This window comes from Flavobacterium sp. H122, from assembly GCF_004959765.1.
In the GTDB taxonomy this organism is placed as follows: Bacteria; Bacteroidota; Bacteroidia; order Flavobacteriales; family Flavobacteriaceae; genus Flavobacterium.
In genome coordinates this window covers 303,435-324,359 of record NZ_SJZD01000004.1, presented here as the reverse complement: position 1 = coordinate 324,359, position 20,925 = coordinate 303,435, and the positions used below count along the sequence as shown (strand labels likewise).

Genomic DNA, 20,925 nt, shown 5'->3' with positions numbered 1-20,925 from the left:
CCGGGATTTTTTATTATATTGAATAAAAGTTTAGGCAATGCATCATTTTAAAGCCGAATTAAATATTATAGGAATCAATCCGTTTGTTTTTGTTCCTGAAGAGATATTGAATGAAATTTTTAAAGCATTCGGGAAAAACAAAGGACAAATTCCAGTCTGCGGATCGGTTAACGGTAAGTCCTATAAGCAAACTCTTGTGAAATTCAGTGGCGACTGGCGTTTGTACATTAATACAGTAATGCTTTCAAAATCTCCGCAAAGAATTGGAGAAATCATTGAAGTGACAATTGCTTTCGATACGGAAAACAGAAGTCTGACTCTTCATCCCAAACTGACTGTCGCTTTAGAAAAGAATAAGGAAGCTAAAAATGTTTTTGACAGTCTTCCGCCTTATAAACAAAAAGAAATCATCCGTTATATAGGTGCTTTGAAAAAAGAAGAAAGTATAGCTGAAAATGTAAAAAAAGCTATTAACTTTTTATTGGGACAGGGACGTTTTATTGGCAGGGATAAGCCTTGATAAATTGCAACTATTTTTATTCCTTTACCCAATCTTCTATCTCAATTCGATAAATATTCACGGGCATACCATTATAATCAATGGTTTTGTCTTTTTTCATGCCGTTATTTTCTGCAACTTTTTCAGAATTACTATTTTCAGTATGAATTATTGAAATCAGACTTTTTGAGAGGTTATTTTCAAATGCAAATTCTTTACATTTTTTAGTTGATTCATATGCGAAACCTTTTTTACGGTATGCAGGCAAAATTGAATAGGCAATTTCTATTTCTTGTTTTCCTTCAACTTCTCTAACAATAAGTCCGCTTTGACCAACAATTTCGTTGGTGATTTTATCCAACAATACATTAGCACCGCCCAAATTGTTTTTATATCGTTCAAATGTTATTTCAAACCAAAATTTGCATCTTTCATCTGGTGTTTCAATTTTATCAACTCCTAAAAATCTGCAAACTTCTATATTCTCAAATAATTCAACCCAAATATTAAAATCTTCGGTATTCAATAACCTGAATTTTAATCTTTCTGTTTCTTGCCCTTCCAGTGTATAGTTCATTCTGCAATTGTTTTTTCTATTTTTGTTAAAAATGATTTAGGACTATTAGAAATCAGCTTCTACCAGCAAGGTTATAACTTCCTTGCTTATAGGATGCTCAAAAGTGATTGATTTTGCATGTAAATGCAGACGGTTAGATTTTGTACCATATAAATCATCACCGGTTATCGACGTGTTTAATCCTAATGGATGCGAAGCATGTACCCGTAATTGGTGTGTACGGCCTGTAATAGGGTAGAAGTGCACACGGGTTTTGTTGTTTTCAATAGCAATTTTTTCCCATTCTGTTTGTGCAGGTTTGCCATATTCATAACATACCATTTGACGTGGACGGTCATCTAAATCTACCCGTAATGGCAAATCAATAAATCCCTCATTTTGTTCAATAACACCATCTAATAAAGCCTCATAGCATTTTTTTACTTTTCGCTTAATGAACTGACTTTGGAGTTGTACATAAGTTTCCTCATTTTTTGCCAGCAGCATAATTCCGGATGTAGACATATCCAATCGATGTACTACTAATGGACCGGTTGCGTCAGGATACATTTGTTTGATACGTTCGTAAACGGAATCGGTTACTAACTTCCCTGGAACCGATAGAAATTCAGCGGGTTTATTAATAGCCAGCATGACATCATCTTCGTAAATAATTTCCAAAGTTTTACCTTCAGCCGGATTTTCTAAAAAAGGATTTTCATCCATTATAATATCATCAAGCATATGTCCTAACAAAATAGGCTCGCATTTTCCTTTGCAGGCAGGATAAAACTGTTTGTGTTTACGGACTTCACTTCTTGGAGATTGTCCCCACCAGAATTCTGCCATTGCAATTGGTCTTAACTGATGTTCAAATGCATAGTGCAACAGTTTTGGAGCGGCACATTCGCCGGCACCTGCAGGTGGATTGTCATTGAATATTTCACCTATGCTTTTTCTTTTTCCGGATTGATTTAAAAAGGAATACTCGGCAAATAAACGCTGTTGCAGTGTTCCCGACATTTCACGGCGTTTTTCTTTTAGCTGATTGATTTCGGCTTCAATTGACTCTAGATTTTGTTGTACTTCTGCTTTTTTGTAATTCCAGTATTTGGTCATTTTTTTCAGCAGAATAGCTTCACGCTTGCTTTGTTCGCTTAATTGCAAATTGTAAGCTTCAAATTCTTCAATTGTCTTTGTGTTTTGAGCGTCAATTCTAAGTTGGTCACGCAACAGTTTTTGTGTTTTTATGTGTTGTTTTTGTCGCTGGATGTCGTTTTCTGCTTCCGAAAATATCTGGTTTAAAGTTTCTTTCGCCATAAGGTATTCAGAATTTTCTTCAAGTTGTTCTATCTGACGGTTCAACTGATTGATTTTTGCTTCTTCATTTTTGTAAAAGCTTGATGGATGAAGCATGTCGTATACAGTTGGTACAAAATAAGGCAGTTGATTTTGTTCTGCCAGTTTTCCTGAAAAAGCCCACAGATAACCTAATTCTCCTTTTTGGTTTTGACAAACTAGAACCCCAAACATTTTACCAATTACCAATCCGTCTTGATCTTTTTGTAAACCAAAATTATGTTCGAAATCAGTTTGTGTTTCAAGATACGATTGTAGTTCAAGTACAGCAACTTGACTTAACTCGTGAGGTTCGTAATAAAAAGGGAATGTGAATTTTTCAGGCAATGAAATTCCTGATATACTGGTTTTGAATTTTTGAAATAAAGATTTAGGCATGGGGCAAAGATAATGGAAATAAAAAAAGTTGACTAAAGAGAACACTTCGACTCTGCTCAGTGTGACACCTCAGTCAACTTTTAAAATAGTTTTGTAGTACACCTGAAAGGTTTTTAAAACCTGTCAAGTGTTGTGATATTATTTTTTCAAATGTACATCAAAATAATCTGCTATTTTAGCATACATGTGAATCCTATCTTTACCACTTACATTATGTTCATGGTTTGGATATAAGAAATAATCAACTTGTTTACCAGCCTTAATACAAGATTCAATAAAGTTCATACTGTTTTGTTGAACTACAACAGGGTCTTGTGCTCCGTGAATGATTAACAAACGTCCTTTTAAGTTTTTAGCTTTATCTAATAATGAAGCTTTTGCGTATCCTTCAGGATTTTCTTGAGGAGTATCCATGTAACGTTCACCATACATGATTTCGTAATATTTCCAATCGATTACCGGTCCGCCTGCAACACCAACTTTAAATGTATCTGCTTGTTTGGTCATTAAAGAAGTAGTCATGAAACCACCAAAACTCCATCCGAAAACGCCAATTTTATCTTGGTCAACAAAAGATTTAGATTTTAAAAATTCTACACCTTTCATTTGATCTGCCATTTCATTGACTCCTAATTGTCGGTGTGTTACATCACAGAATTTTTTTCCTCTTGCATCACTTCCTCTGTTATCCAATGTAAATACAACATAACCTTGCTGTGCCATATAATAATCAAAATAACCGGCGCCACCTAGCCACTTGTTAGTTACCAGTTGCGCATGTGAACCTCCGTAGACATAAATCATTACTGGGTACTTTTTTGAAGCATCAAAGTTGGCAGGATAAATAATACGACCGTTTAATGGTGTTTTTCCATCTGCTGAAGTTAATCTGACCAATTCCATTTTAGGCATGTCAATTTTGCCTGTAAATGGATTGTCAGCTTTAACTAAAGTGGTATTCGCCATTTTGGTTTTGATATTTAAAATCGAAATCTCATTTGGCGTTGTAATATTACTGTATTGATCTAAAATCATAGTTCCATCTGAAGAAACTGAAGCAGTGTGTGTTCCTGAAACTGAAGTTAACTGAATCGTTTTTCCCGATTTTAAATCTACTTGATATAATTGACGGTCTAAACCATTATTTGCAGTACCTATGTAATTGATTTTTGACGCGCTGTTATTAAAATCTAAAAGATCTTTAACAACAACATCACCAAAACCTAAATTTTTCAATAATTTTCCATCAGTATTGTATAAATACATTTGGTTAAAACCATTAAAATCGGTTTGATAAATGAATTGAGATGGGTTGTTTGGTACGAATGTCAAAGCATGTTGTGGCTCAACCCAAGTTGATGCTTTTTCTTCAAACAGCGTTTTTATAAAAGCACCCGTTTGCGCATCGTATTTGTTGAATTTTAAATGATTTTGTCCGGGGTTTAAAACCCCTGTGAAAATATATTTTCCAGTAGGTTCCCAGGAAACCATGGTTAAATATTGTTCTTTTGGTTCGCCGGTTTGAATAGTCACTTTTTTTCCCGAAGCAATATCAAAAACTACCAATGTTACATTCTCACTGGTCATACCGGCCATAGGATACTTGATATTCTTATTTACAGCTTCGCGCTCGTTCCAATTGGTTAACGGATAATCAGCCACCATGGTTTCGTCTTTGCGGTAATATGCTAATTGTGTTCCTGCCTCGTTCCACCACATACCATCTTTAATACCAAATTCTTGACGGTGTACATAATCCGAACCGCTTACAATACCTTTATCAGTATCAGTCGTAACATCAATTGTATTTCCGGATGCAGTTGTGATTCTGATATTGTTTTCTTTCAGCCAGGCTACATTTCCATTAGAGGCAAATTTTGCCTGTTCACCTTCAGTGGCATAAGAAATTACATTGGTTATTTGTTTTGCAGTTACATCGTAAGTTACTTTGTAATTATTCTTTTTGCCATTCACTTGAGTTTCAAAAGTGTTTGCAGTTTTCCACTCTATGACAGTTGGAAAAGTTTTTATTGTAAATTCATCTGAAGAAATTTTGGATTTTAAAGCATTTTCAAAATCTGCTTTTGTTGCCAGAGTAGTTTCTTTCCAGCCATTAGAAGCACTTTTTTCCAATAAATTTGCATAATCAGCACTTATGTAAGTAATAGATTTTGTGTTTTTGCGCCATTGCTGTGCAACTTGCGTAGTAGGAGCGTATTTTCTTCCTCCGGTAACAGTTTCTTCAATAGTCAGCTTTTGAGCAAAAGCTATGTTTCCTATTATAAGCAAACTAAAAACATATTTTTTCATTGTTTTGTTTTTTTGTAAAAGTATTCAAATGTAATAATACATTATTAATTTTTATCTATTGTGAGTCCTTAAGGTTGTTAAAAGTAATCAGAAACTTTTTTTGGTATATTGAAAATAAAAATCAGGTTGCGTTGTTTTTGAAAATAAGCGGATAATTGATTGTAAAAAACATAGTCATTTTGAGTATAATAATAATGTAATCTGTGAAAAAAAAATGAGCTCAATATTTAATTGAGCTCATTTTGTGAAAATATTTTTTATTAATCTTCATCATCTTCTTCGCTTTCTTCGTCAGCTGCATCATCATCGTCATCATCGTCATCATCGTAATCATCATCGTCAGCTTTTTCAGCTTTTTCTTCATCAGCTGCAGTATCGTCATCGATTTCCAATTCTTTCAATGCGTCTAATGAATCATCTCCTGCAAGATCGTCATCTTCATCATAGTTCTCGATTCTATCAGCAAGTTTTGTGCTGACTTTAACTAGATAAATAGTGTCTTCAGTTTTAACTTCAACAGCTTCAATAGTTTCGTTTTTAGCATTTTTAAAACGAACGATATCTGAATCGTCGTAACCTTCAGGAAATTTTTCAACCAATAAATTTAAAATTTCACTTGTTAGTTTAGAATAATCAACTATAACTCTTTTCATATTTGGGGTATTCTTTTATTGACCTAAAACGTATGCAAAAATAAGTGGAGCAACAATAGTTGCATCCGATTCAACAATAAACTTTGGAGTTGTGATGTCTAGTTTACCCCAAGTGATTTTTTCGTTAGGAACAGCTCCTGAATAAGAACCATAACTTGTTGTAGAATCTGAAATCTGACAGAAATATGCCCAGAATGGAACATCATGCATTTCCATATCCTGATAAAGCATTGGCACAACACAAATAGGGAAGTCACCGGCGATACCACCTCCGATTTGGAAGAAACCTATTCCTTTTCCTGAACAATTATCTTTATACCAGTCAGCTAACCACATCATGTATTCAACACCGCTTTTCATAGTTGTAGCTTTGAATTCACCTTTGATACAGTATGAAGCAAAAATATTCCCCATAGTACTGTCTTCCCATCCAGGAACTACAATAGGAAGGTTTTTTTCTGCGGCAGCAACCATCCATGAATCTTTTGGATCGATTTCATAGTATTGCTCCAATACACCTGAATTGATCATTTGGTACATGAATTCATGAGGGAAATATCTTTCACCTTTAGAATCAGCGTTATTCCAAATGTTGAATAAATGTTGCTGTAAACGGCGGAAAGCTTCTTCTTCCGGAATACATGTGTCTGTTACACGGTTATAGTGATTTTCCAATAAATCCCATTCTTCCTGAGGTGATAAATCACGGTAGTTAGGAACTCTTTTATATGAATTATGAGCAACAAGGTTCATAATATCTTCTTCTAAGTTAGCCCCGGTACATGAAATGATGTGTACTTTATCCTGACGTATCATTTCTGCTAATGATTTTCCAAGTTCAGCAGTACTCATTGCACCGGCTAACGTAATCATCATTTTACCATTATCCAACAAATGTTCTTCATACCCCTTTGCAGCATCTACAAGCGCAGCAGCATTAAAATGTAGATAATGCTTTTCAATAAATTGACTAATAGGTCCTTTGCTCATTTTAATCTTGTTTGTTTGTGTGTTTTATTTTGATAATAAATACAAGTTCAAAAATAAATTATTTTTTGTTGTATCCTAATATTTCTAAAATTTCTTCTGCATTTTGTTCTTCAGAGAATACCTCGTGTGCAAAAATGCCGTTTTTATCTTTGTCAATCAAGATATGCTTAGGTTGTGGTAAAATACAGTGATGTAAACCACCATGGCCTCCTATGGTTTCTTGATACGCACCTGTATTAAAGAAACCAATATATAATGGTTTCTCTTTATTATATTTAGGTAAATAAATGGCATTCATGTGTTGTTCAGAGTTGTAATAATCATCACCGTCACAAGTTAATCCTCCTAATAATACTCTTTCGTAGGAGTCGTTCCATCTATTTACTGCCATCATTACAAATCGCTTGTTGATTGCCCAAGTATCAGGTAAAGCTGTAATGAAAGATGAATCTATCATATTCCAGTTTTCACGATCATTTTGTTTCTTTTGATATAGTACCTGAAAAATTGCTCCTCCGGCTTCACCTACGGTAAATGACCCAAATTCAGTGAAAATGTGAGGTACGGGTACTTCAGCTTCATCACAAGCAATTTTAATCTGGTTTAAAATTTCTTCAACCATGTATTGATAATCATAATCAAAAGCTAAAGAGTTTTTGATAGGAAAGCCACCACCTATATTTAAGCTGTCTAATGAAGGACATTCTTTTTTTAAAGCAATGTAAACTTTCATACATTTTAATAACTCATTCCAATAGTAGGCTGTATCTCTAATACCGGCATTGATAAAAAAGTGAAGCATTTTAAGCTCTACTTTTTTGTTATCCTGAATTTGCTTGCGGTAAAAAGGAACAATGTCTTTGTAGCCAATTCCTAAACGTGAGGTATAAAATTCAAATTTTGGATCTTCTTCTGCCGCAATTCGTATTCCTATTTTGAACTTGCCATCGATTTCTTCCTGAAGTAAGTCTAATTCTTCAAAATTATCAATAACTGGTATTGTATTTTTGTGTCCGTTGTTTATTAAACGAGCAATATTTGTGATGTAAGCGCCTCTTTTAAAACCGTTACAAACTACAAATGTGTTTTTGTTTATCTTTCCTTGCTCCATTAAGTTTTCAACAATGTTGATGTCAAAAGCTGAAGAAGTTTCGATGTGGATATTGTTTTTTAAAGCTTCATTTAAAATGAATTCAAAATGTGAACTTTTAGTGCAGTAGCAGTAAAAGTATTTAGCTTCGTAACCTTGCTTTTCCATAGCATTACGAAACCACATTTTTGCTTTATTGATATTCTCAGATATTTTAGGTAGATAGGTAAATTTTAACGGTGTACCATATTCTTCTACCAATTTCATTAAATCGATACCATGAAACTGAAGATTGTCTTTGTTTAAAGTAAATTCTTCCTGTGGGAAATAAAACGTTTGATTGATTAAATCGAAATATTTTGTATTCATTTGAATTAGAGTAAATTGTAATTAAAATTAATAAAAAATCTCAATACAATTTATTCAGATGCGAATATTCGCAAAAATGATTTCCAATTCGGTATAAAGGGGTACGTCCATAGCGGGCAAAAATAAAAAAATATATTTTTTTACTGCAAAGTTTTTATTCAAAAAAATACTAATTCCTGTAATCTTTAAAAGCACTTATAATCGTTTCGTTATCAGTGGTTTGGTTTATTATGCAGTTCCCGATTTTATCTAAAAGCGAAAATTGAATTTTTCCAAACTCATTTTTCTTGTCATGAATAAGCAATTCAATGATTTGATTTATGTCGTTTTTTTCAAAAGTAATGGGGTCATAAATAGTCATTAATTGATTTTTAATTTCCATGTATTCTTCTGCCTTTAATAATCTTTTGGTAACTGAAATGTAACTTTCAAGAATCATACCGCAGGCAATAGCTTCACCATGTAAAAGTCTTTCTTTTTCAGGGTTGTCAAGAAAATAAGTCTCAATAGCATGTCCTAATGTATGTCCAAAATTCAAAGCTTTTCTGATTCCGTTTTCTTTAGGGTCTTCTTCTACAATTTTTGCTTTAATAGCAACAGATTCCTCTATTAATGAATCGAATTCGTCAAAATTGATTTCGGTTATATTTTTGAATTTATCCCAATGCGCTTTATTTGCTATTAAACCATGCTTAAGCATTTCCGCTAAACCAGATTGCATTTCTCTTTGTGAAAGCGTTTGTAAATAATTGGAATCTATTAAAACCATCTCAGGTTGTGTAATGGTACCAATCTGATTTTTTAATCCTCCTAAATCCACTCCGTTTTTGCCTCCTACAGAAGCATCTACCATTGATAATAATGTGGTAGGCACATTTATAAAGGCGATACCTCTTTTAAATGTAGAAGCAATAAATGCTCCCATATCTGTAATTACACCGCCACCTATATTAATAATAAGACTTTTTCTGTCTGCTCCAAGCTCAGTTAGTGCTTCCCAAACTTGAACACAAGTTTCAATTGTTTTGTTTTCTTCGCCGGGTTCGAGTTCAATTATTTCAAGCGCAACTTCTGTTTCAAGCTGGGGTAAAAAATATGGAAGGCAATATTCATTGGTGTTTTCGTCGACAATAATGAAAATTTTAGAGAATTTGTTTTCTCTTAAAAACTGATTTAAAATTTGGTAATTGTCATTAATGAAATGAACTGTTGAATTTGCAACCATTTTTTTAATTAATGTTAAAGATTTGGTGCAAAATAAAGTAAAAATACTAGAATAAAATAGGGCTGTGTTTTATATTTGCATAACATTATTATAATTATGGAAAAAATATTTGATAATACTAAAAACGCTTTCACTTTAAAAAGCGATACAGAGCTGGAACGTGCTTATTTTCTTTTTAAATTAATCGATTCTCAGCCTCTTGTAAAAATTGGTACAGCAGTAACAAATTTTGCTCTTAAAGCGCATTTACCTGTTGAAGGGCTTATCCGCGCAACAGTTTTTGATCATTTTTGCGGCGGTGTATCCGAAGATGACTGTATTTCGGTAGTAGACAAAATGTTTACTAAAGGGGTTTCGTCGGTCTTGGATTATTCGGTGGAAGGAAAAGAAGACGAGAGTGCTTTTGATGATGCAATGAATAAGACGTTAAAGATTATCAATTTTGCTAAAGAAAAGAAAGCCATTCCTTTTGCAGTGTTTAAACCTACAGGTTTTGGACGTTTTGAACTGTATGAAAAATTAGGTGAGGGAAAAACGTTGAACGAAGCTGAACAGGCAGAATGGGATAGAGTTGTAGAACGTTTTGATAAAGTATGTAAAGCAGCACATGAAAATGATATTGCTTTATTGATTGATGGTGAGGAAAGCTGGATGCAGGACGCTGCTGATGAATTAGTAGCTACTATGATGCGTAAGTACAATAAAGAGAAGGCTATTGTTTACAATACACTGCAAATGTATCGTTGGGATCGCTTGGATTATTTGAAAATATTGCATGTACAGTCACAGGAGGAAGGTTTTCATGTAGGAATGAAACTGGTTCGCGGTGCTTATATGGAAAAAGAAAACAAACGCGCTGAGGAAAAAGGATATAAATCACCTATCTGTACTTCAAAGCAAGCTACCGATTATAATTTTGACGATGCAGTGGCTTACATGATGGAGCATATTGATACTATGGCTATTTTTGCAGGAACCCACAATGAGGAAAGCTCGTATAAATTGATGGAAATAATGAACCACAAAGGAATTGCTAAAAACGATTCCAGAGTTTGGTTTGGCCAATTGTACGGAATGAGCGACAATATCAGTTTCAATTTAGCGGCTGAAGGGTATAATGTAGCAAAATACCTTCCGTTTGGACCGGTTAAAGATGTTATGCCTTACTTAATCCGCCGTGCGGAAGAAAATACTTCGGTTGCCGGACAAACCAGCCGTGAGCTTACATTAATCAAAAGAGAAAGAGACAGAAGAAAGGGTAAAAACTAATGAACTTAACCATATTAGGTTGTTACGCGGCCACGCCAAGGACATTTACTAATCCAACCTCACAGGTTTTAGAAATTAATAACCGATTGTTTTTAATTGATTGCGGAGAAGGAACACAGGTGCAGCTGCGTAAAAACAAGGTAAAGTTTTCAGCTATTAATCAAATTTTTATTTCGCACCTTCATGGTGACCATTTTTACGGATTAATAGGATTGATTTCGACCTTTAATTTATTAAACAGAAATAACCCTTTAACTGTTTTTGGTCCGGAAGGAATAAAAGAAGTAATTAAACTGCAATTACGTTTATCAAATTCATGGCCGCAATATGAATTGAATTTTGTGGAGTTGAAATCGAAAGAATCTGAAACTATTTTCGAAGATGACAAAGTAACTGTAAAAACAATACCTCTTAAACACAGGGTATATACTAACGGGTTTCTATTTCAGGAAAAACCTAAGGAACGTAAATTAAATGTTACAGCGGTTCAGGAATATGAAATAGAAACCTGTTATTATCAAAATATTAAAAACGGACGTGATATTACCCTTGAAGACGGCAGGGTAATTCCTAATGACCTATTATCTTTCGATCCGCCTGCAGCTAAAAGTTATGCTTTTTGTTCAGACACGATGTACGAAGAAAGTATAATTCCTATTATTGAAGGTGTTGACGTTTTATACCATGAAACGACTTTTTTGAATTCGGAAGAACATCTTGCTGAAAAAACGATGCATGCCACTGCAAAGCAAGCTGCGATCATTGCAAAAAAGGCTGAAGTAAAGCAATTAGTACTTGGACATTATTCCACCCGATACGAATCTATCGATTTGTTTAAAGAAGAAGCCTCGGTAATTTTTGAAAATGTTTTATTGGCAGATGACGGAGTAGTTTTTGAATTTTAAATACTATGAAAACAGTTGTTATCACGGGAGCGAATAGAGGAATTGGTTTAGCATTGGTTAACAAATTCCTGACAGAGGGATTTATGGTTATAGGTACTTCAAGAAAAGATCAATTTGATCAAATTTCACATCCTGATTTTCATGGAATTGTTTTGGATGTGACTTCATCTGTTTCTATTCATAATGCAGTTTCTTTGATTAAAGAAAAACTTCTGAAAATTGATTTGTTGATTAATAGTGCAGGGGTAGGATTGGATTTGAATGACGAAACTCCTGAAATTGACATTATTAAAACCACTTTTGAAACAAATGTTTTTGGTCTGTTTAGTTTTACTGAAGCTATTAAAGATTATATAGTTGACGGTGGGACTATTTTTAATATTTCATCTGTAATGGGAATGCTTAACAGAGATAAAATATTGCCCAATGCAACAGCTTACAGAATGTCAAAATCGGCATTGAATATGTACACAAAAACACTTTCGGCCAGACTGGCAGAAAGAAAGATTAAGGTAGTTTCTATTCATCCGGGCTGGGTTAAAACAGATATGGGCGGACAAGAAGCAGATGTCACTCCTGAATTTTGCGCCAACGGAATTTATCAATTATACCTTAAAGACATACCAACAAATTCTTTTTGGGCCGCTGACACACAAACACAACTAAACTGGTAACTATGGAAGATTTAAGTAATTATAGAAAATCGTATGAAAAAAGTGAGCTTCTCGAAGTAAATATTCCTGAAGATCCAATTAACTTATTCAACACATGGTTTCATGAAGTGGAAGATTTTGGTGGTGTCGATGAAGTGAATGCTATGACTGTTTCAACTATTGGTTTGGATGGTTTTCCTAAATCAAGAGTGGTTTTATTAAAAAAATATAATGAAGAGGGTTTTATTTTTTATACCAATTATAATTCTGAAAAAGGAAGGGCTATAGAAAATAATCCAAATGTTTGCCTGTCATTTTTTTGGCACTCGATGGAAAGACAGATAATAATCAAAGGCGTGGCAAAAAAAATCGCTGAAAACTTATCTGATGGTTATTTTGAAAGCAGACCTGACGGCAGTAAGCTGGGAGCTATTGTTTCCAGTCAGAGTGAAGTTATTCCCTCACGTCAGTTTTTGGATGATAAATTGAAACAATTGGAAATTGAGCTGGAAGGAAAGGAGATTGCAAGACCAAAATACTGGGGTGGTTATATGGTTGAACCTAAGGAAATTGAATTTTGGCAGGGACGTCCTAACCGTCTTCATGACAGAATCCGGTATCATTTAGAGGAAGATTTTAACTGGAAAATAGACCGGTTATCGCCTTAAATTGTAAGAAAAAACTTAAAAAATGTTAAATTTTAAACATTTCATCGATTTTATTTGCTAGTTAATCGATAATTGACCTATATTTGAACTGTAAATGAAAACAAAATTTGTTTTTAGATAGATTTTCTGAAAATAAATTCATGATAGTTTAGTTTTTTAGTTTGTTTATTTGATTGAAAAGTGCTTCTTGTCCCCAAAGAGAAGCACTTTTTCTATTTTAATACCATCTTCGTTTATTCTTTTTTGAATTTTCCGATTTTCTTGAATTATTTTTCCCGCTTCTATTATTGCTTTGTTTTTTTGTTGTATTTGTAGCTGAGTCAGCTGTTTTTTTATTTTTGGCTGAAGAATTGCTTTTCCATGGAAATGGGTGATTGTCTATAGTTTTTACTTTTGACTTTAAAAGCTTTGTAATTTCTTTCCAGTAAACTTCTTCGTCTTTCCCGCAAAATGAAACAGCAATACCTGAATTTCCGGCACGTCCTGTTCTTCCTATACGGTGTATATAGGTTTCTGAAATATTAGGTAAATCAAAATTGATAACAACCGGCAGCTGGTCAATATCAATTCCTCTCGAAGCCACATCGGTAGCAACTAAAAAGTCTATTTTTTTGTCTTTAAAATCTTCTAAAACTTTTTGTCTCGCACTTTGCGATTTATCTCCGTGTAAGGCATTGGCGTTTATATTGTGTTTGGTAAGAAACTCAACTACATTTTCAGCTCCATGTTTTGTTCTGACAAAAATTATAGCATCTTTTAGTTCTAAATCTTTGATTACGTGAAGCAAAAGTTGCTTTTTTTCTGATTTTTCAACAAAATAGATAGACTGGTTTATGTTTTGGCTGTTCGATACCGTTGATTTGACTTCTACGTATTTTGGTTTAGTAAGGAACTCATCAGCTATTTCCCTGACTTCAATAGGCATAGTAGCAGAAAAAAGAAGTGTTTGCCTGTTTTGTGAGGCTAACTTTGTAATTTTTCTAACATCGTTTATAAAGCCCATGTCCAGCATTAAATCGGCTTCATCAATTATAAGGTGATGTAAATGATTAATGTCTATAAAACCTTGCTTGTTTAAATCTAAAAAACGCCCGGGCGTAGCAATTAAAATATCAACGCCCTCTTTTAGTTTATCTACCTGTGCATTTTGACTGACACCCCCATATAGTGTAAGAGTAGTGCAGTTAGTATATTTCCCGTAGTCATTAAAGCTTTCTTCAATCTGTAATGCCAGTTCGCGGGTTGGAGCCAGTACAAGTGTGCGGATTTGTTTTCGCTTTTTCATTGATCCAACTATGGGAATCAGATAATTTAAAACCGGAATTGCAAAAGCGGCTGTTTTGCCGGTACCTGTCTGTGCACAGCCTACCAAATCATGTCCCTCAAGAATAATTGGAATGGCTTTTTCCTGTATTTCAGTAGGTTTTGTATATTCGGCTTCTTTAATTGCCTGGGCAATATTGCGATGTAAAGAAAGTTCTTCAAATGTCATTGTCAAATTTTTGACAAAGGTAAGGCTATTTTTAAATTGAAGAGTTTCCTTTTAAGAAATCGGTTACTAAATAACCTATAAGTTTGCCAATCAAATGTTGGTTTTTTTCTTCCCCTAATACAGGAGCACCTTCACAAATATGTAAATAAGCCGCATTTTTGTGTTTAGCGAAATAATAGGTGAATTGACGTAATTCCTCAACTGAAAATCCGCTCAGCGTCATAGCACTGGATGCAATATTAGGAACAGCATCAAGATCAATTTCAATACCATAGGCATCTGTTTTAATATGATCCAAAGCATTTTTCATTTCCAGCTGAAATGTCTTTTCCTGACGGATTTTAATTTCGTCATAAGTGTTGTATTTAACGCGCTCATTTATCCCTTTTATTAGGTCCAGTACGTTTTTTGAAGTATAGCTTTCATGCAGTCCGAAAACAAAATAATTTTTCAGGAAACCTTCATCGTAGGCATATGAAAATCCGTTGCCGCTGTGTCTTCCTTCAAGGATTCTAAAATCGGAATGTGCATCAAAATTTACTGCATTTACTGCTTTGCCTAATCCCAGTGCTGTTCCTTTTATGCTGCCGTATGCATTGTTGTGGCCGCCACCAATTATAATAGGGATTTTACCGGCTTTTACAATTTTATAGACAATGTGTGACACTTCTTTATCGATGTTCTCGACAATTTTAAAGAGTTGTTTACGGTCTTCAGGATTATTCTGATCTAAATTTTCAGCTTCAGTCATTTCCTGGGATACATCAACACGGCCTAAAATTATAATCTGATTTCCTTTACAGAATTTATTATGCTGGATGTTGGCAATGCTTTGTAAAGAACTTTCCCATGCCGAGTCAGCTCCCGGGCGGCCTAAATTAGCACGGACTCCCACATCTTCCGGAATACCCAGAATAACATATTTGGCATCAGTACGTTTTAAGAACTCAAAAACATCTTCATCTTTAGGTACAATCAGCATTTTTTCGCCAAATTTTACTTCACCGTTTCTGAAGCTTGTGATTTTTGATAAGTCTGATTGTTTAAAACGTATTAAATTTTCCATTGTTTTGTAAAAAAAGTCAACCAAAAATACTATTTTTATAGAAACGTGCGTTATGTTTTGTATTTTTTACCAAAAAAATTAAATTCGCATAAATAATACCTAAAAACTAAATTTAATTCATGGAAACTGATAGCCTTTCAAAAAAAACAAATAATTCAGGTTTAAAGGCGGTAATAGTAATTCTTAGTTTGTTGCTTATAGGGAGTTTAGCTTATATGTATAAACTTTCTTCGGACTCTCAGGTTGCTATTTCATTACTTAAAACTGAAAAAGAAACAGTAATCAAAGATTTGGAAACTACCAAAAAATCTTTGGAAGAGGCTATTGCTTCAAACACATCTTTATCAGATGAGTTAATTGCTGAGCGGGATAAAATTCAGCAGTTAATGGCTGAATTGGAAAAATCAAAGGACATTGATCCTGAGTCTCTGGCAAAGTATAAAAACGAAGCTGAGCGCCTAAAAGCCAAAATTGCTGTGCTGATGAAGCAAATTGAAGGTTTGAAAAGCGAAAATAAAACGTTGGTTACAAGAATTGACAGTACAAGTACTGAACTTAAAAAAACCAGATCTATTAATGATACTTTAGTGTCTAAAAATGACTATCTGGCTAAAACGGTTGAAAGAGGTTCTAAATTGTCTATTGTAAATTTACAGACTACAGCGGTTAAACAAAAAAGCAGTGGCAGACAAGTTGAAACTGATAAAGCAAGCAGAGCCAATGTTTTGAAAATCAGTTTTACAATTGCGGAAAACCAAATAGCTAAATCAGGTGATAAATATTACTATGTACAGGTTATAGACAGTAAAAATAATGTATTGGGGGACAAAAAGAATGAAACTTTTGGAGATAAGTTACTAACTTACAGTTTTGTTTCGACTGTTCGTTATGAAAATAAAACAGTGAAAGTTGAAAAAGATTTACCGGTTACTGATGTTAATGAAGGTACTTTTTTTGTGTATGTTTTTGACAAATCTGAATTAGTTGCAAAATCGAGTTTTACACTTAAATAAGACAATATTCGTATATATATTGAAAGGCTTCCTATATGGAAGCCTTTTTTATTTAATGTATTTAAAAGTATTTAATTCTTTAAAATAACCGAACAGATAAACGATAAACGTTTTTTTTTGTAACATATCGAGTAATTTTTGTTAATTTAATCTGTGTATGTACTTTTGAGGTGTAATAATGCTTTGAAATAACACAAATATATTTTCATTTTACTATTGGGTTAATAGTAAAGCCCGAAGATCTGCAGAGATCTTCGGGCTTTTTATTTAAACTTCAGTCTATTTTAATTGAAAACTTTTAAAGATTGCATACTGCATGGCAAAGTAAATAGGAAAAGTAAAAAATATACCTATGCACAATCCAATAATACCTAAATAACCTATGATTAAGGCAATTATCATTAAAAGCAGGATTTTTAAAAAGTTTCTGGAACAATTGGTAATACTATTGATAATTGCTTCGCTAGGATTCATATCCTTAAAAATCACGTTGGGCAAAGCAATTAAAGTTAATACAGAAAAAGCAATAGAAATCAGCATTGAAATTACTTTTCCAAAGCTGCTTCCTCCTATACTTTTTTCCAATCCAATATTTAAAATAAAGCCAAACAGACTTAATACAATGGTAGTTGTAACAATAGGTATAAAGTATTTTGAGTTTATATAATAAAAAAGACTGCTTATAGTAGGTTCTTCCTGTCCTTCATCTGCATCTTTCATTATTTTTAAAATGCCGGCATTAAAAGGAGCAATTAAAATTACAATTAAAGAAAGTCCGCCAAAATACATTAGTGTTCCTTCGGTTGATAATTCTTCTGGATTAAATGTTTTCATTTTTTCTGCAAAATTTTCAAAGCCAAAGAAGAAATTGACACCCGTCATGAACATCATTAGTAAAACCACCGTTAATAATAAAAAAGCTATTCCGGCAATCAAGAAAGTTTTCTTGTAAACTTCAAAACTTCTGTCCAAAGTTGTTTCAAAACTTAAATATGTTTTTGTTTCCATTTAATATAATTATATCCAGTTTAAAATTCGTTTAATCATGTTCAGTTTTCCTTTGTAGGGAGCATATCGTAAAGGTATGTCCAGCCAGTTTGTTTTTTTGACCACTGATTTTTTATGTGAAAAGGAATCAAAACCCAGTTTTCCATGATAAGCCCCCATGCCACTATGACCTACACCACCAAAGGGTAAGTTTTTATTGGCAAAATGTGTCAATGTATCATTTATGCATCCGCCTCCAAAAGAATATTTGTTTAAAATTTCTTTTTGAAATTTTTTGTCTTCAGAAAAAAGATACAGCGACAGTGGCTTTTCATAACGGTTTAAAATTCTATGTAAATGCTCTTTGTTCTCATACGAAACAATAGGAAGAATAGGACCAAAAATTTCCTCCTGCATTACAGGACTTTCTGCAATTGGTTCGTCAAGCAGGGTAGGAGCTAAATAAAGATTTTCTTCATTGTTTTGACCTCCATAAAGAAGAAACTGATTTTCAATCAGGCTTAACTGGCGTTTCCAGTTTTTTAAATTGATAATCCGTGCAAAATCTTCAGAGAGTTCAGGGTTTTCACCTAACGCATTTTCAATTTCTTTAATTAAAAGCGGTACTAATTTTTTCTTTATTCTGTAATGAACCGCTATATAATCCGGTGCTATGCAGGTTTGTCCTGCATTGAATAATTTTCCCCAGATGATTCGCTTAGCAGCCAATGGTAAATTGGCAGTTTCATCTACTATACAAGGACTTTTTCCGCCAAGTTCCAATGTTACCGGAGTTAAATGTTCAGCAGCGGCTTTAGCAACTATTTTTCCTACAGGTACACTGCCTGTAAAGAATATATAATCCCAGCGTTTTTTTAATAAATCCTGTGCTATGGTGTGATCTCCGGTTACAACAACAACGTGTCTTATATCAAAAGATTCCCTTATGATTTTTGATACAACGGCTGAAGTATAAGGCGTTAGTTCTGATGGTTTCAGAGTAATGCTGTTACCTGCCGCAACTGCTGCAATTACCGGTGATAAAGCCAGCTGGAAAGGATAATTCCAGGGAGAAATTACCAAGACTTTTCCATAAGGTTCCTTATAAATGTAATCAGAAGAAGGGAAGTTTAAAAGAGATGGAAACACTCTTTTCGGTTTTGCCCAGGATGAAAGATTTTTTAAAGTGTATTTTAAATCATTAATCACATAAGAAGTTTCAGAAATGACACTTTCAAATCTTGGTTTCTTAAAATCCTTCTGCAGTGCATCGAGTATTTCTTCTTCATGTAAAATAATGTTTTTTAAAAGCTTGTTTAAAGCTTCTTTTCTTTCGTTTATCGAATACATTGAATTTTTTCCTTAAAGATAAAAATTATATCGAATTCCAGATTACATCATCCGGAGTTGGTGCAGTAATTTCTAATATTTCCTTTGAAACAGGATGAATAAGTTTTAATTTACGGGCATGTAAATGTATACCTCCGTTAGGATTACTCCGATCAAAACCATATTTTAAATCGCCTTTAATTGGGCAACCAATTGCGGCTAACTGACTTCTGATTTGATGATGACGACCTGTGTGTAAATTGATTTCCAAAGCAAAATAATTTTTAAGTTCAGCTATTATTTTATACTCCAGACTTGCTCTTTTGCTGTCTGGAACTTCTTTTAAGTGAGCTTTTGAAGTATTACTTTTTTCATTTCTTTTTAGAAAATGTACTAAATTGTCTTCGGTTTTTGGCGGTTTGTTTTTCACAATTGCCCAATATGTTTTTTCGGTTTCACGGTTTTTAAATAAATCGTTTAAACGAGACAAGGCTTTACTGGTTCTTGCAAAAAGAACTATGCCAGTTGTAGGTCTGTCCAGTCTATGAACTACTCCCAAAAAAACATCTCCAGGTTTATTATATTTATCTTTAATGTATTCTTTTACTACATCAGATAAAGGTTTATCGCCAGTTTTATCTCCCTGTACAATGTCTCCTACGCGTTTGTTGACCACAATGATGTGGTTGTCTTCAAAAAGGACTTGGAGATTATTCTTGTTTGATATTATTTTTTCTGTCATCTGTTAACGAAATACTGTTAACTGATTAATATTGTTCATTCGCATTAGGGAAGTCAACTGCCTTTACGTCTGTTACATATTGACCAATAGCTTTAGTCATATCTTCAAAAAGATTCATATAGCGACGTAAGAAACGCGGACTAAATTCATGTGTCATACCAATCATATCATGAAGAACCAACACCTGCCCGTCAACTCCGCTTCCTGCACCAATTCCAATTACAGGTATCGAAATGCTTTCTGCAACTCTTTGTGCCAATGCAGCAGGAATTTTTTCAAGTACCAATGCGAAACATCCTATTTTTTCAAGTAATTTGGCATCTTCAATTAATTTTTCTGCCTCCGCATCCTCTTTGGCACGAACTGTGTAGGTGCCGAATTTATAGATTGACTGCGGTGTCAATCCTAAATGTCCCATAACAGGAATACCTGCCTGAAGAATTTTTTTAATAGATTCTTTAATCTCTTTTCCGCCTTCCAGTTTTACAGCATGTCCGCCGCTTTCTTTCATAACACGGATAGCAGAACGCAAAGCTTCTTTAGAATCAGATTGATACGAACCAAAAGGTAAATCAACTACTACCAAAGCTCTTTCTGCTGCTCTAACTACAGAGGAAGCGTGATAAATCATTTGGTCAAGGGTAATAGGTAAAGTTGTTTCGTGTCCAGCCATTACATTACTGGCAGAATCACCTACAAGAATGACATCAACTCCAGCAGAGTCTACAATTTTTGCCATGGTGTAATCGTATGCAGTAAGCATAGAAATCTTTTCACCATTAGCTTTCATATCAATTAATGATTTTGTGGTAACTCTTTTATAATCACTTTTAGCTGTAGACATAATTCAAAAAATTTAGAATGTAAAATTACTAAAAAGAATGGTTTTGTAACAAAATACTTAAGTTTTCGTCAAATGGTTTAAAATCAAAAAACTATGAGAAAGATTGTTGTTTGTTTACTTATACTGCTGCCGTTTTATACCAAGGCGCAAAATCAGGAAATTGAAAATACGGTAAAAACCTTTTTTGAGGGATTTCATGCAAAAGATACCACAAAGATAAAATCAGTTTGTCATGATAAAATGCTTTTACAATCTATCATGGAAGGTAAAAAAGGGACAAAACTGGAAGAAGAAAAAGCATCAGAATTCATCAAGTCATTTGCTGCTTTTCCTAAAGACTTAAAATTTGAAGAGAAGATTCTAAGTTATAAAGTCCAGATCGATGGAATGATGGCTCATGCCTGGACACCTTATGAATTTTATATTAACGATAAATTAAGTCACAGTGGTGTAAATTCATTTACTTTGTATTTCGAAAACAATCAATGGAAGATTGTACACATTATAGATACAAGAAGAAAGAAATAA

The 20,925-nt window shown here is 33.7% G+C and carries 20 protein-coding genes; 7 read left to right on the top strand and 13 right to left on the bottom strand.

All coding sequences use genetic code 11. From position 1 onward, the window contains the following. The first annotated feature begins 37 nt into the window (after window positions 1-37). The gene (locus EZM65_RS08490) at window positions 38-520 is read left to right on the top strand and encodes a YdeI/OmpD-associated family protein (RefSeq protein ID WP_136668122.1); all 483 of its coding nucleotides are present in this window, start codon (window positions 38-40) and stop codon (window positions 518-520) included. Window positions 521-536: 16 nt separating this feature from the next. On the opposite strand, the gene EZM65_RS08485 is transcribed toward EZM65_RS08490, so the two are convergent. The 7 genes from EZM65_RS08485 to aroB all read right to left on the bottom strand — a co-directional run bounded on the left by EZM65_RS08485 (window position 537) and on the right by aroB (window position 9,429). After that, a complete protein-coding gene (locus EZM65_RS08485) occupies window positions 537-1,076 on the bottom strand; it encodes a GNAT family N-acetyltransferase (RefSeq protein ID WP_136668121.1) in 540 nt (179 codons plus the stop codon). Between the two features lie 45 nt (window positions 1,077-1,121). After that, window positions 1,122-2,792, bottom strand: a complete 1,671-nt coding sequence (locus tag EZM65_RS08480; RefSeq protein WP_136668120.1) for an RluA family pseudouridine synthase — start codon at window positions 2,790-2,792, stop codon at window positions 1,122-1,124. Window positions 2,793-2,930: 138 nt separating this feature from the next. Then, window positions 2,931-5,102, bottom strand: a complete 2,172-nt coding sequence (locus EZM65_RS08475; protein WP_136668119.1) for a DPP IV N-terminal domain-containing protein — start codon at window positions 5,100-5,102, stop codon at window positions 2,931-2,933. A gap of 260 nt (window positions 5,103-5,362) precedes the next feature. Beyond that, window positions 5,363-5,755 (bottom strand): DNA primase, encoded by a 393-nt coding sequence (locus EZM65_RS08470; RefSeq protein ID WP_136668118.1) that lies wholly within the window; start codon window positions 5,753-5,755, stop codon window positions 5,363-5,365. A 15-nt stretch (window positions 5,756-5,770) separates the two neighbouring features. After that, window positions 5,771-6,745 carry a deoxyhypusine synthase family protein gene (locus EZM65_RS08465; protein WP_136668117.1) on the bottom strand — a complete coding sequence of 325 codons (975 nt, stop codon included), beginning with the start codon at window positions 6,743-6,745 and terminating at the stop codon, window positions 5,771-5,773. Window positions 6,746-6,803: 58 nt separating this feature from the next. Continuing rightward, a complete protein-coding gene (locus EZM65_RS08460) occupies window positions 6,804-8,204 on the bottom strand; it encodes an arginine decarboxylase (protein ID WP_136668116.1) in 1,401 nt (466 codons plus the stop codon). A gap of 169 nt (window positions 8,205-8,373) precedes the next feature. Beyond that, complete coding sequence (gene aroB, locus EZM65_RS08455) at window positions 8,374-9,429, bottom strand: 3-dehydroquinate synthase (protein ID WP_136668115.1); 1,056 nt, start codon at window positions 9,427-9,429, stop codon at window positions 8,374-8,376. A gap of 96 nt (window positions 9,430-9,525) precedes the next feature. Between aroB and EZM65_RS08450 the strand changes: the two genes are divergently transcribed. Genes EZM65_RS08450 through pdxH form a run of 4 tightly spaced genes read left to right on the top strand, consistent with a single transcriptional unit; the run spans window position 9,526 to window position 12,924 of the window. Further along, window positions 9,526-10,698 (top strand): proline dehydrogenase family protein, encoded by a 1,173-nt coding sequence (locus tag EZM65_RS08450; protein ID WP_136668114.1) that lies wholly within the window; start codon window positions 9,526-9,528, stop codon window positions 10,696-10,698. Next, window positions 10,698-11,603, top strand: a complete 906-nt coding sequence (locus EZM65_RS08445; protein WP_136668113.1) for a ribonuclease Z — start codon at window positions 10,698-10,700, stop codon at window positions 11,601-11,603. The genes EZM65_RS08450 and EZM65_RS08445 overlap by 1 nt, the downstream gene beginning before the upstream one ends. 5 nt (window positions 11,604-11,608) lie before the next feature. After that, window positions 11,609-12,277: an SDR family NAD(P)-dependent oxidoreductase gene (locus tag EZM65_RS08440; protein ID WP_136668112.1), complete on the top strand. Its 669-nt coding sequence runs from the start codon at window positions 11,609-11,611 to the stop codon at window positions 12,275-12,277. A 2-nt stretch (window positions 12,278-12,279) separates the two neighbouring features. After that, the gene (pdxH, locus tag EZM65_RS08435) at window positions 12,280-12,924 is read left to right on the top strand and encodes a pyridoxamine 5'-phosphate oxidase (protein WP_136668111.1); all 645 of its coding nucleotides are present in this window, start codon (window positions 12,280-12,282) and stop codon (window positions 12,922-12,924) included. Window positions 12,925-13,141: 217 nt separating this feature from the next. Here pdxH and EZM65_RS08430 read toward each other — a convergent pair whose 3' ends face one another. Together EZM65_RS08430 and EZM65_RS08425 are read right to left on the bottom strand one after the other, a co-directional pair. Further along, complete coding sequence (locus tag EZM65_RS08430; RefSeq protein WP_136668110.1) at window positions 13,142-14,416, bottom strand: DEAD/DEAH box helicase; 1,275 nt, start codon at window positions 14,414-14,416, stop codon at window positions 13,142-13,144. A 31-nt stretch (window positions 14,417-14,447) separates the two neighbouring features. After that, window positions 14,448-15,482 carry a formimidoylglutamase gene (locus EZM65_RS08425; protein ID WP_136668109.1) on the bottom strand — a complete coding sequence of 345 codons (1,035 nt, stop codon included), beginning with the start codon at window positions 15,480-15,482 and terminating at the stop codon, window positions 14,448-14,450. 119 nt (window positions 15,483-15,601) lie between these two features. On the opposite strand from EZM65_RS08425, the gene EZM65_RS08420 reads away from it, so the two are divergent. Continuing rightward, complete coding sequence (locus tag EZM65_RS08420) at window positions 15,602-16,495, top strand: hypothetical protein (RefSeq protein WP_136668108.1); 894 nt, start codon at window positions 15,602-15,604, stop codon at window positions 16,493-16,495. A gap of 279 nt (window positions 16,496-16,774) precedes the next feature. Here EZM65_RS08420 and EZM65_RS08415 read toward each other — a convergent pair whose 3' ends face one another. The 4 genes from EZM65_RS08415 to panB are packed head-to-tail and all read right to left on the bottom strand — an operon-like array spanning window position 16,775 to window position 20,397. Continuing rightward, window positions 16,775-17,503, bottom strand: a complete 729-nt coding sequence (locus tag EZM65_RS08415) for a hypothetical protein (RefSeq protein ID WP_136668107.1) — start codon at window positions 17,501-17,503, stop codon at window positions 16,775-16,777. A gap of 9 nt (window positions 17,504-17,512) precedes the next feature. Then, window positions 17,513-18,832: an aldehyde dehydrogenase gene (locus EZM65_RS08410; RefSeq protein WP_136668106.1), complete on the bottom strand. Its 1,320-nt coding sequence runs from the start codon at window positions 18,830-18,832 to the stop codon at window positions 17,513-17,515. A 25-nt stretch (window positions 18,833-18,857) separates the two neighbouring features. Continuing rightward, window positions 18,858-19,553: an RluA family pseudouridine synthase gene (locus tag EZM65_RS08405; protein WP_136668105.1), complete on the bottom strand. Its 696-nt coding sequence runs from the start codon at window positions 19,551-19,553 to the stop codon at window positions 18,858-18,860. Window positions 19,554-19,578: 25 nt separating this feature from the next. Next, entirely contained in the window at window positions 19,579-20,397 is an 819-nt protein-coding gene (gene panB / locus EZM65_RS08400; protein ID WP_136668104.1) for a 3-methyl-2-oxobutanoate hydroxymethyltransferase, read from the bottom strand. Window positions 20,398-20,490: 93 nt separating this feature from the next. On the opposite strand from panB, the gene EZM65_RS08395 reads away from it, so the two are divergent. Next, complete coding sequence (locus EZM65_RS08395) at window positions 20,491-20,925, top strand: nuclear transport factor 2 family protein (protein ID WP_136668103.1); 435 nt, start codon at window positions 20,491-20,493, stop codon at window positions 20,923-20,925.

Bases quoted from the DNA above. Each gene is read 5' to 3' on its own strand.
- panB (WP_136668104.1), bottom strand. From the start codon at position 20,397: ATGTCTACAGCTAAAAGTGATTATAAAAGAGTTACCACAAAATCATTA.
- EZM65_RS08465 (WP_136668117.1), bottom strand. From the start codon at position 6,745: ATGAGCAAAGGACCTATTAGTCAATTTATTGAAAAGCATTATCTACAT.
- EZM65_RS08425 (WP_136668109.1), bottom strand. From the start codon at position 15,482: ATGGAAAATTTAATACGTTTTAAACAATCAGACTTATCAAAAATCACA.
- EZM65_RS08420 (WP_136668108.1), top strand. From the start codon at position 15,602: ATGGAAACTGATAGCCTTTCAAAAAAAACAAATAATTCAGGTTTAAAG.
- EZM65_RS08485 (WP_136668121.1), bottom strand. From the start codon at position 1,076: ATGAACTATACACTGGAAGGGCAAGAAACAGAAAGATTAAAATTCAGG.
- EZM65_RS08475 (WP_136668119.1), bottom strand. From the start codon at position 5,102: ATGAAAAAATATGTTTTTAGTTTGCTTATAATAGGAAACATAGCTTTT.
- EZM65_RS08470 (WP_136668118.1), bottom strand. From the start codon at position 5,755: ATGAAAAGAGTTATAGTTGATTATTCTAAACTAACAAGTGAAATTTTA.
- EZM65_RS08440 (WP_136668112.1), top strand. From the start codon at position 11,609: ATGAAAACAGTTGTTATCACGGGAGCGAATAGAGGAATTGGTTTAGCA.
- EZM65_RS08460 (WP_136668116.1), bottom strand. From the start codon at position 8,204: ATGAATACAAAATATTTCGATTTAATCAATCAAACGTTTTATTTCCCA.
- pdxH (WP_136668111.1), top strand. From the start codon at position 12,280: ATGGAAGATTTAAGTAATTATAGAAAATCGTATGAAAAAAGTGAGCTT.
- EZM65_RS08450 (WP_136668114.1), top strand. From the start codon at position 9,526: ATGGAAAAAATATTTGATAATACTAAAAACGCTTTCACTTTAAAAAGC.
- EZM65_RS08490 (WP_136668122.1), top strand. From the start codon at position 38: ATGCATCATTTTAAAGCCGAATTAAATATTATAGGAATCAATCCGTTT.
- aroB (WP_136668115.1), bottom strand. From the start codon at position 9,429: ATGGTTGCAAATTCAACAGTTCATTTCATTAATGACAATTACCAAATT.
- EZM65_RS08405 (WP_136668105.1), bottom strand. From the start codon at position 19,553: ATGACAGAAAAAATAATATCAAACAAGAATAATCTCCAAGTCCTTTTT.
- EZM65_RS08430 (WP_136668110.1), bottom strand. From the start codon at position 14,416: ATGACATTTGAAGAACTTTCTTTACATCGCAATATTGCCCAGGCAATT.
- EZM65_RS08415 (WP_136668107.1), bottom strand. From the start codon at position 17,503: ATGGAAACAAAAACATATTTAAGTTTTGAAACAACTTTGGACAGAAGT.
- EZM65_RS08410 (WP_136668106.1), bottom strand. From the start codon at position 18,832: ATGTATTCGATAAACGAAAGAAAAGAAGCTTTAAACAAGCTTTTAAAA.
- EZM65_RS08480 (WP_136668120.1), bottom strand. From the start codon at position 2,792: ATGCCTAAATCTTTATTTCAAAAATTCAAAACCAGTATATCAGGAATT.
- EZM65_RS08445 (WP_136668113.1), top strand. From the start codon at position 10,698: ATGAACTTAACCATATTAGGTTGTTACGCGGCCACGCCAAGGACATTT.
- EZM65_RS08395 (WP_136668103.1), top strand. From the start codon at position 20,491: ATGAGAAAGATTGTTGTTTGTTTACTTATACTGCTGCCGTTTTATACC.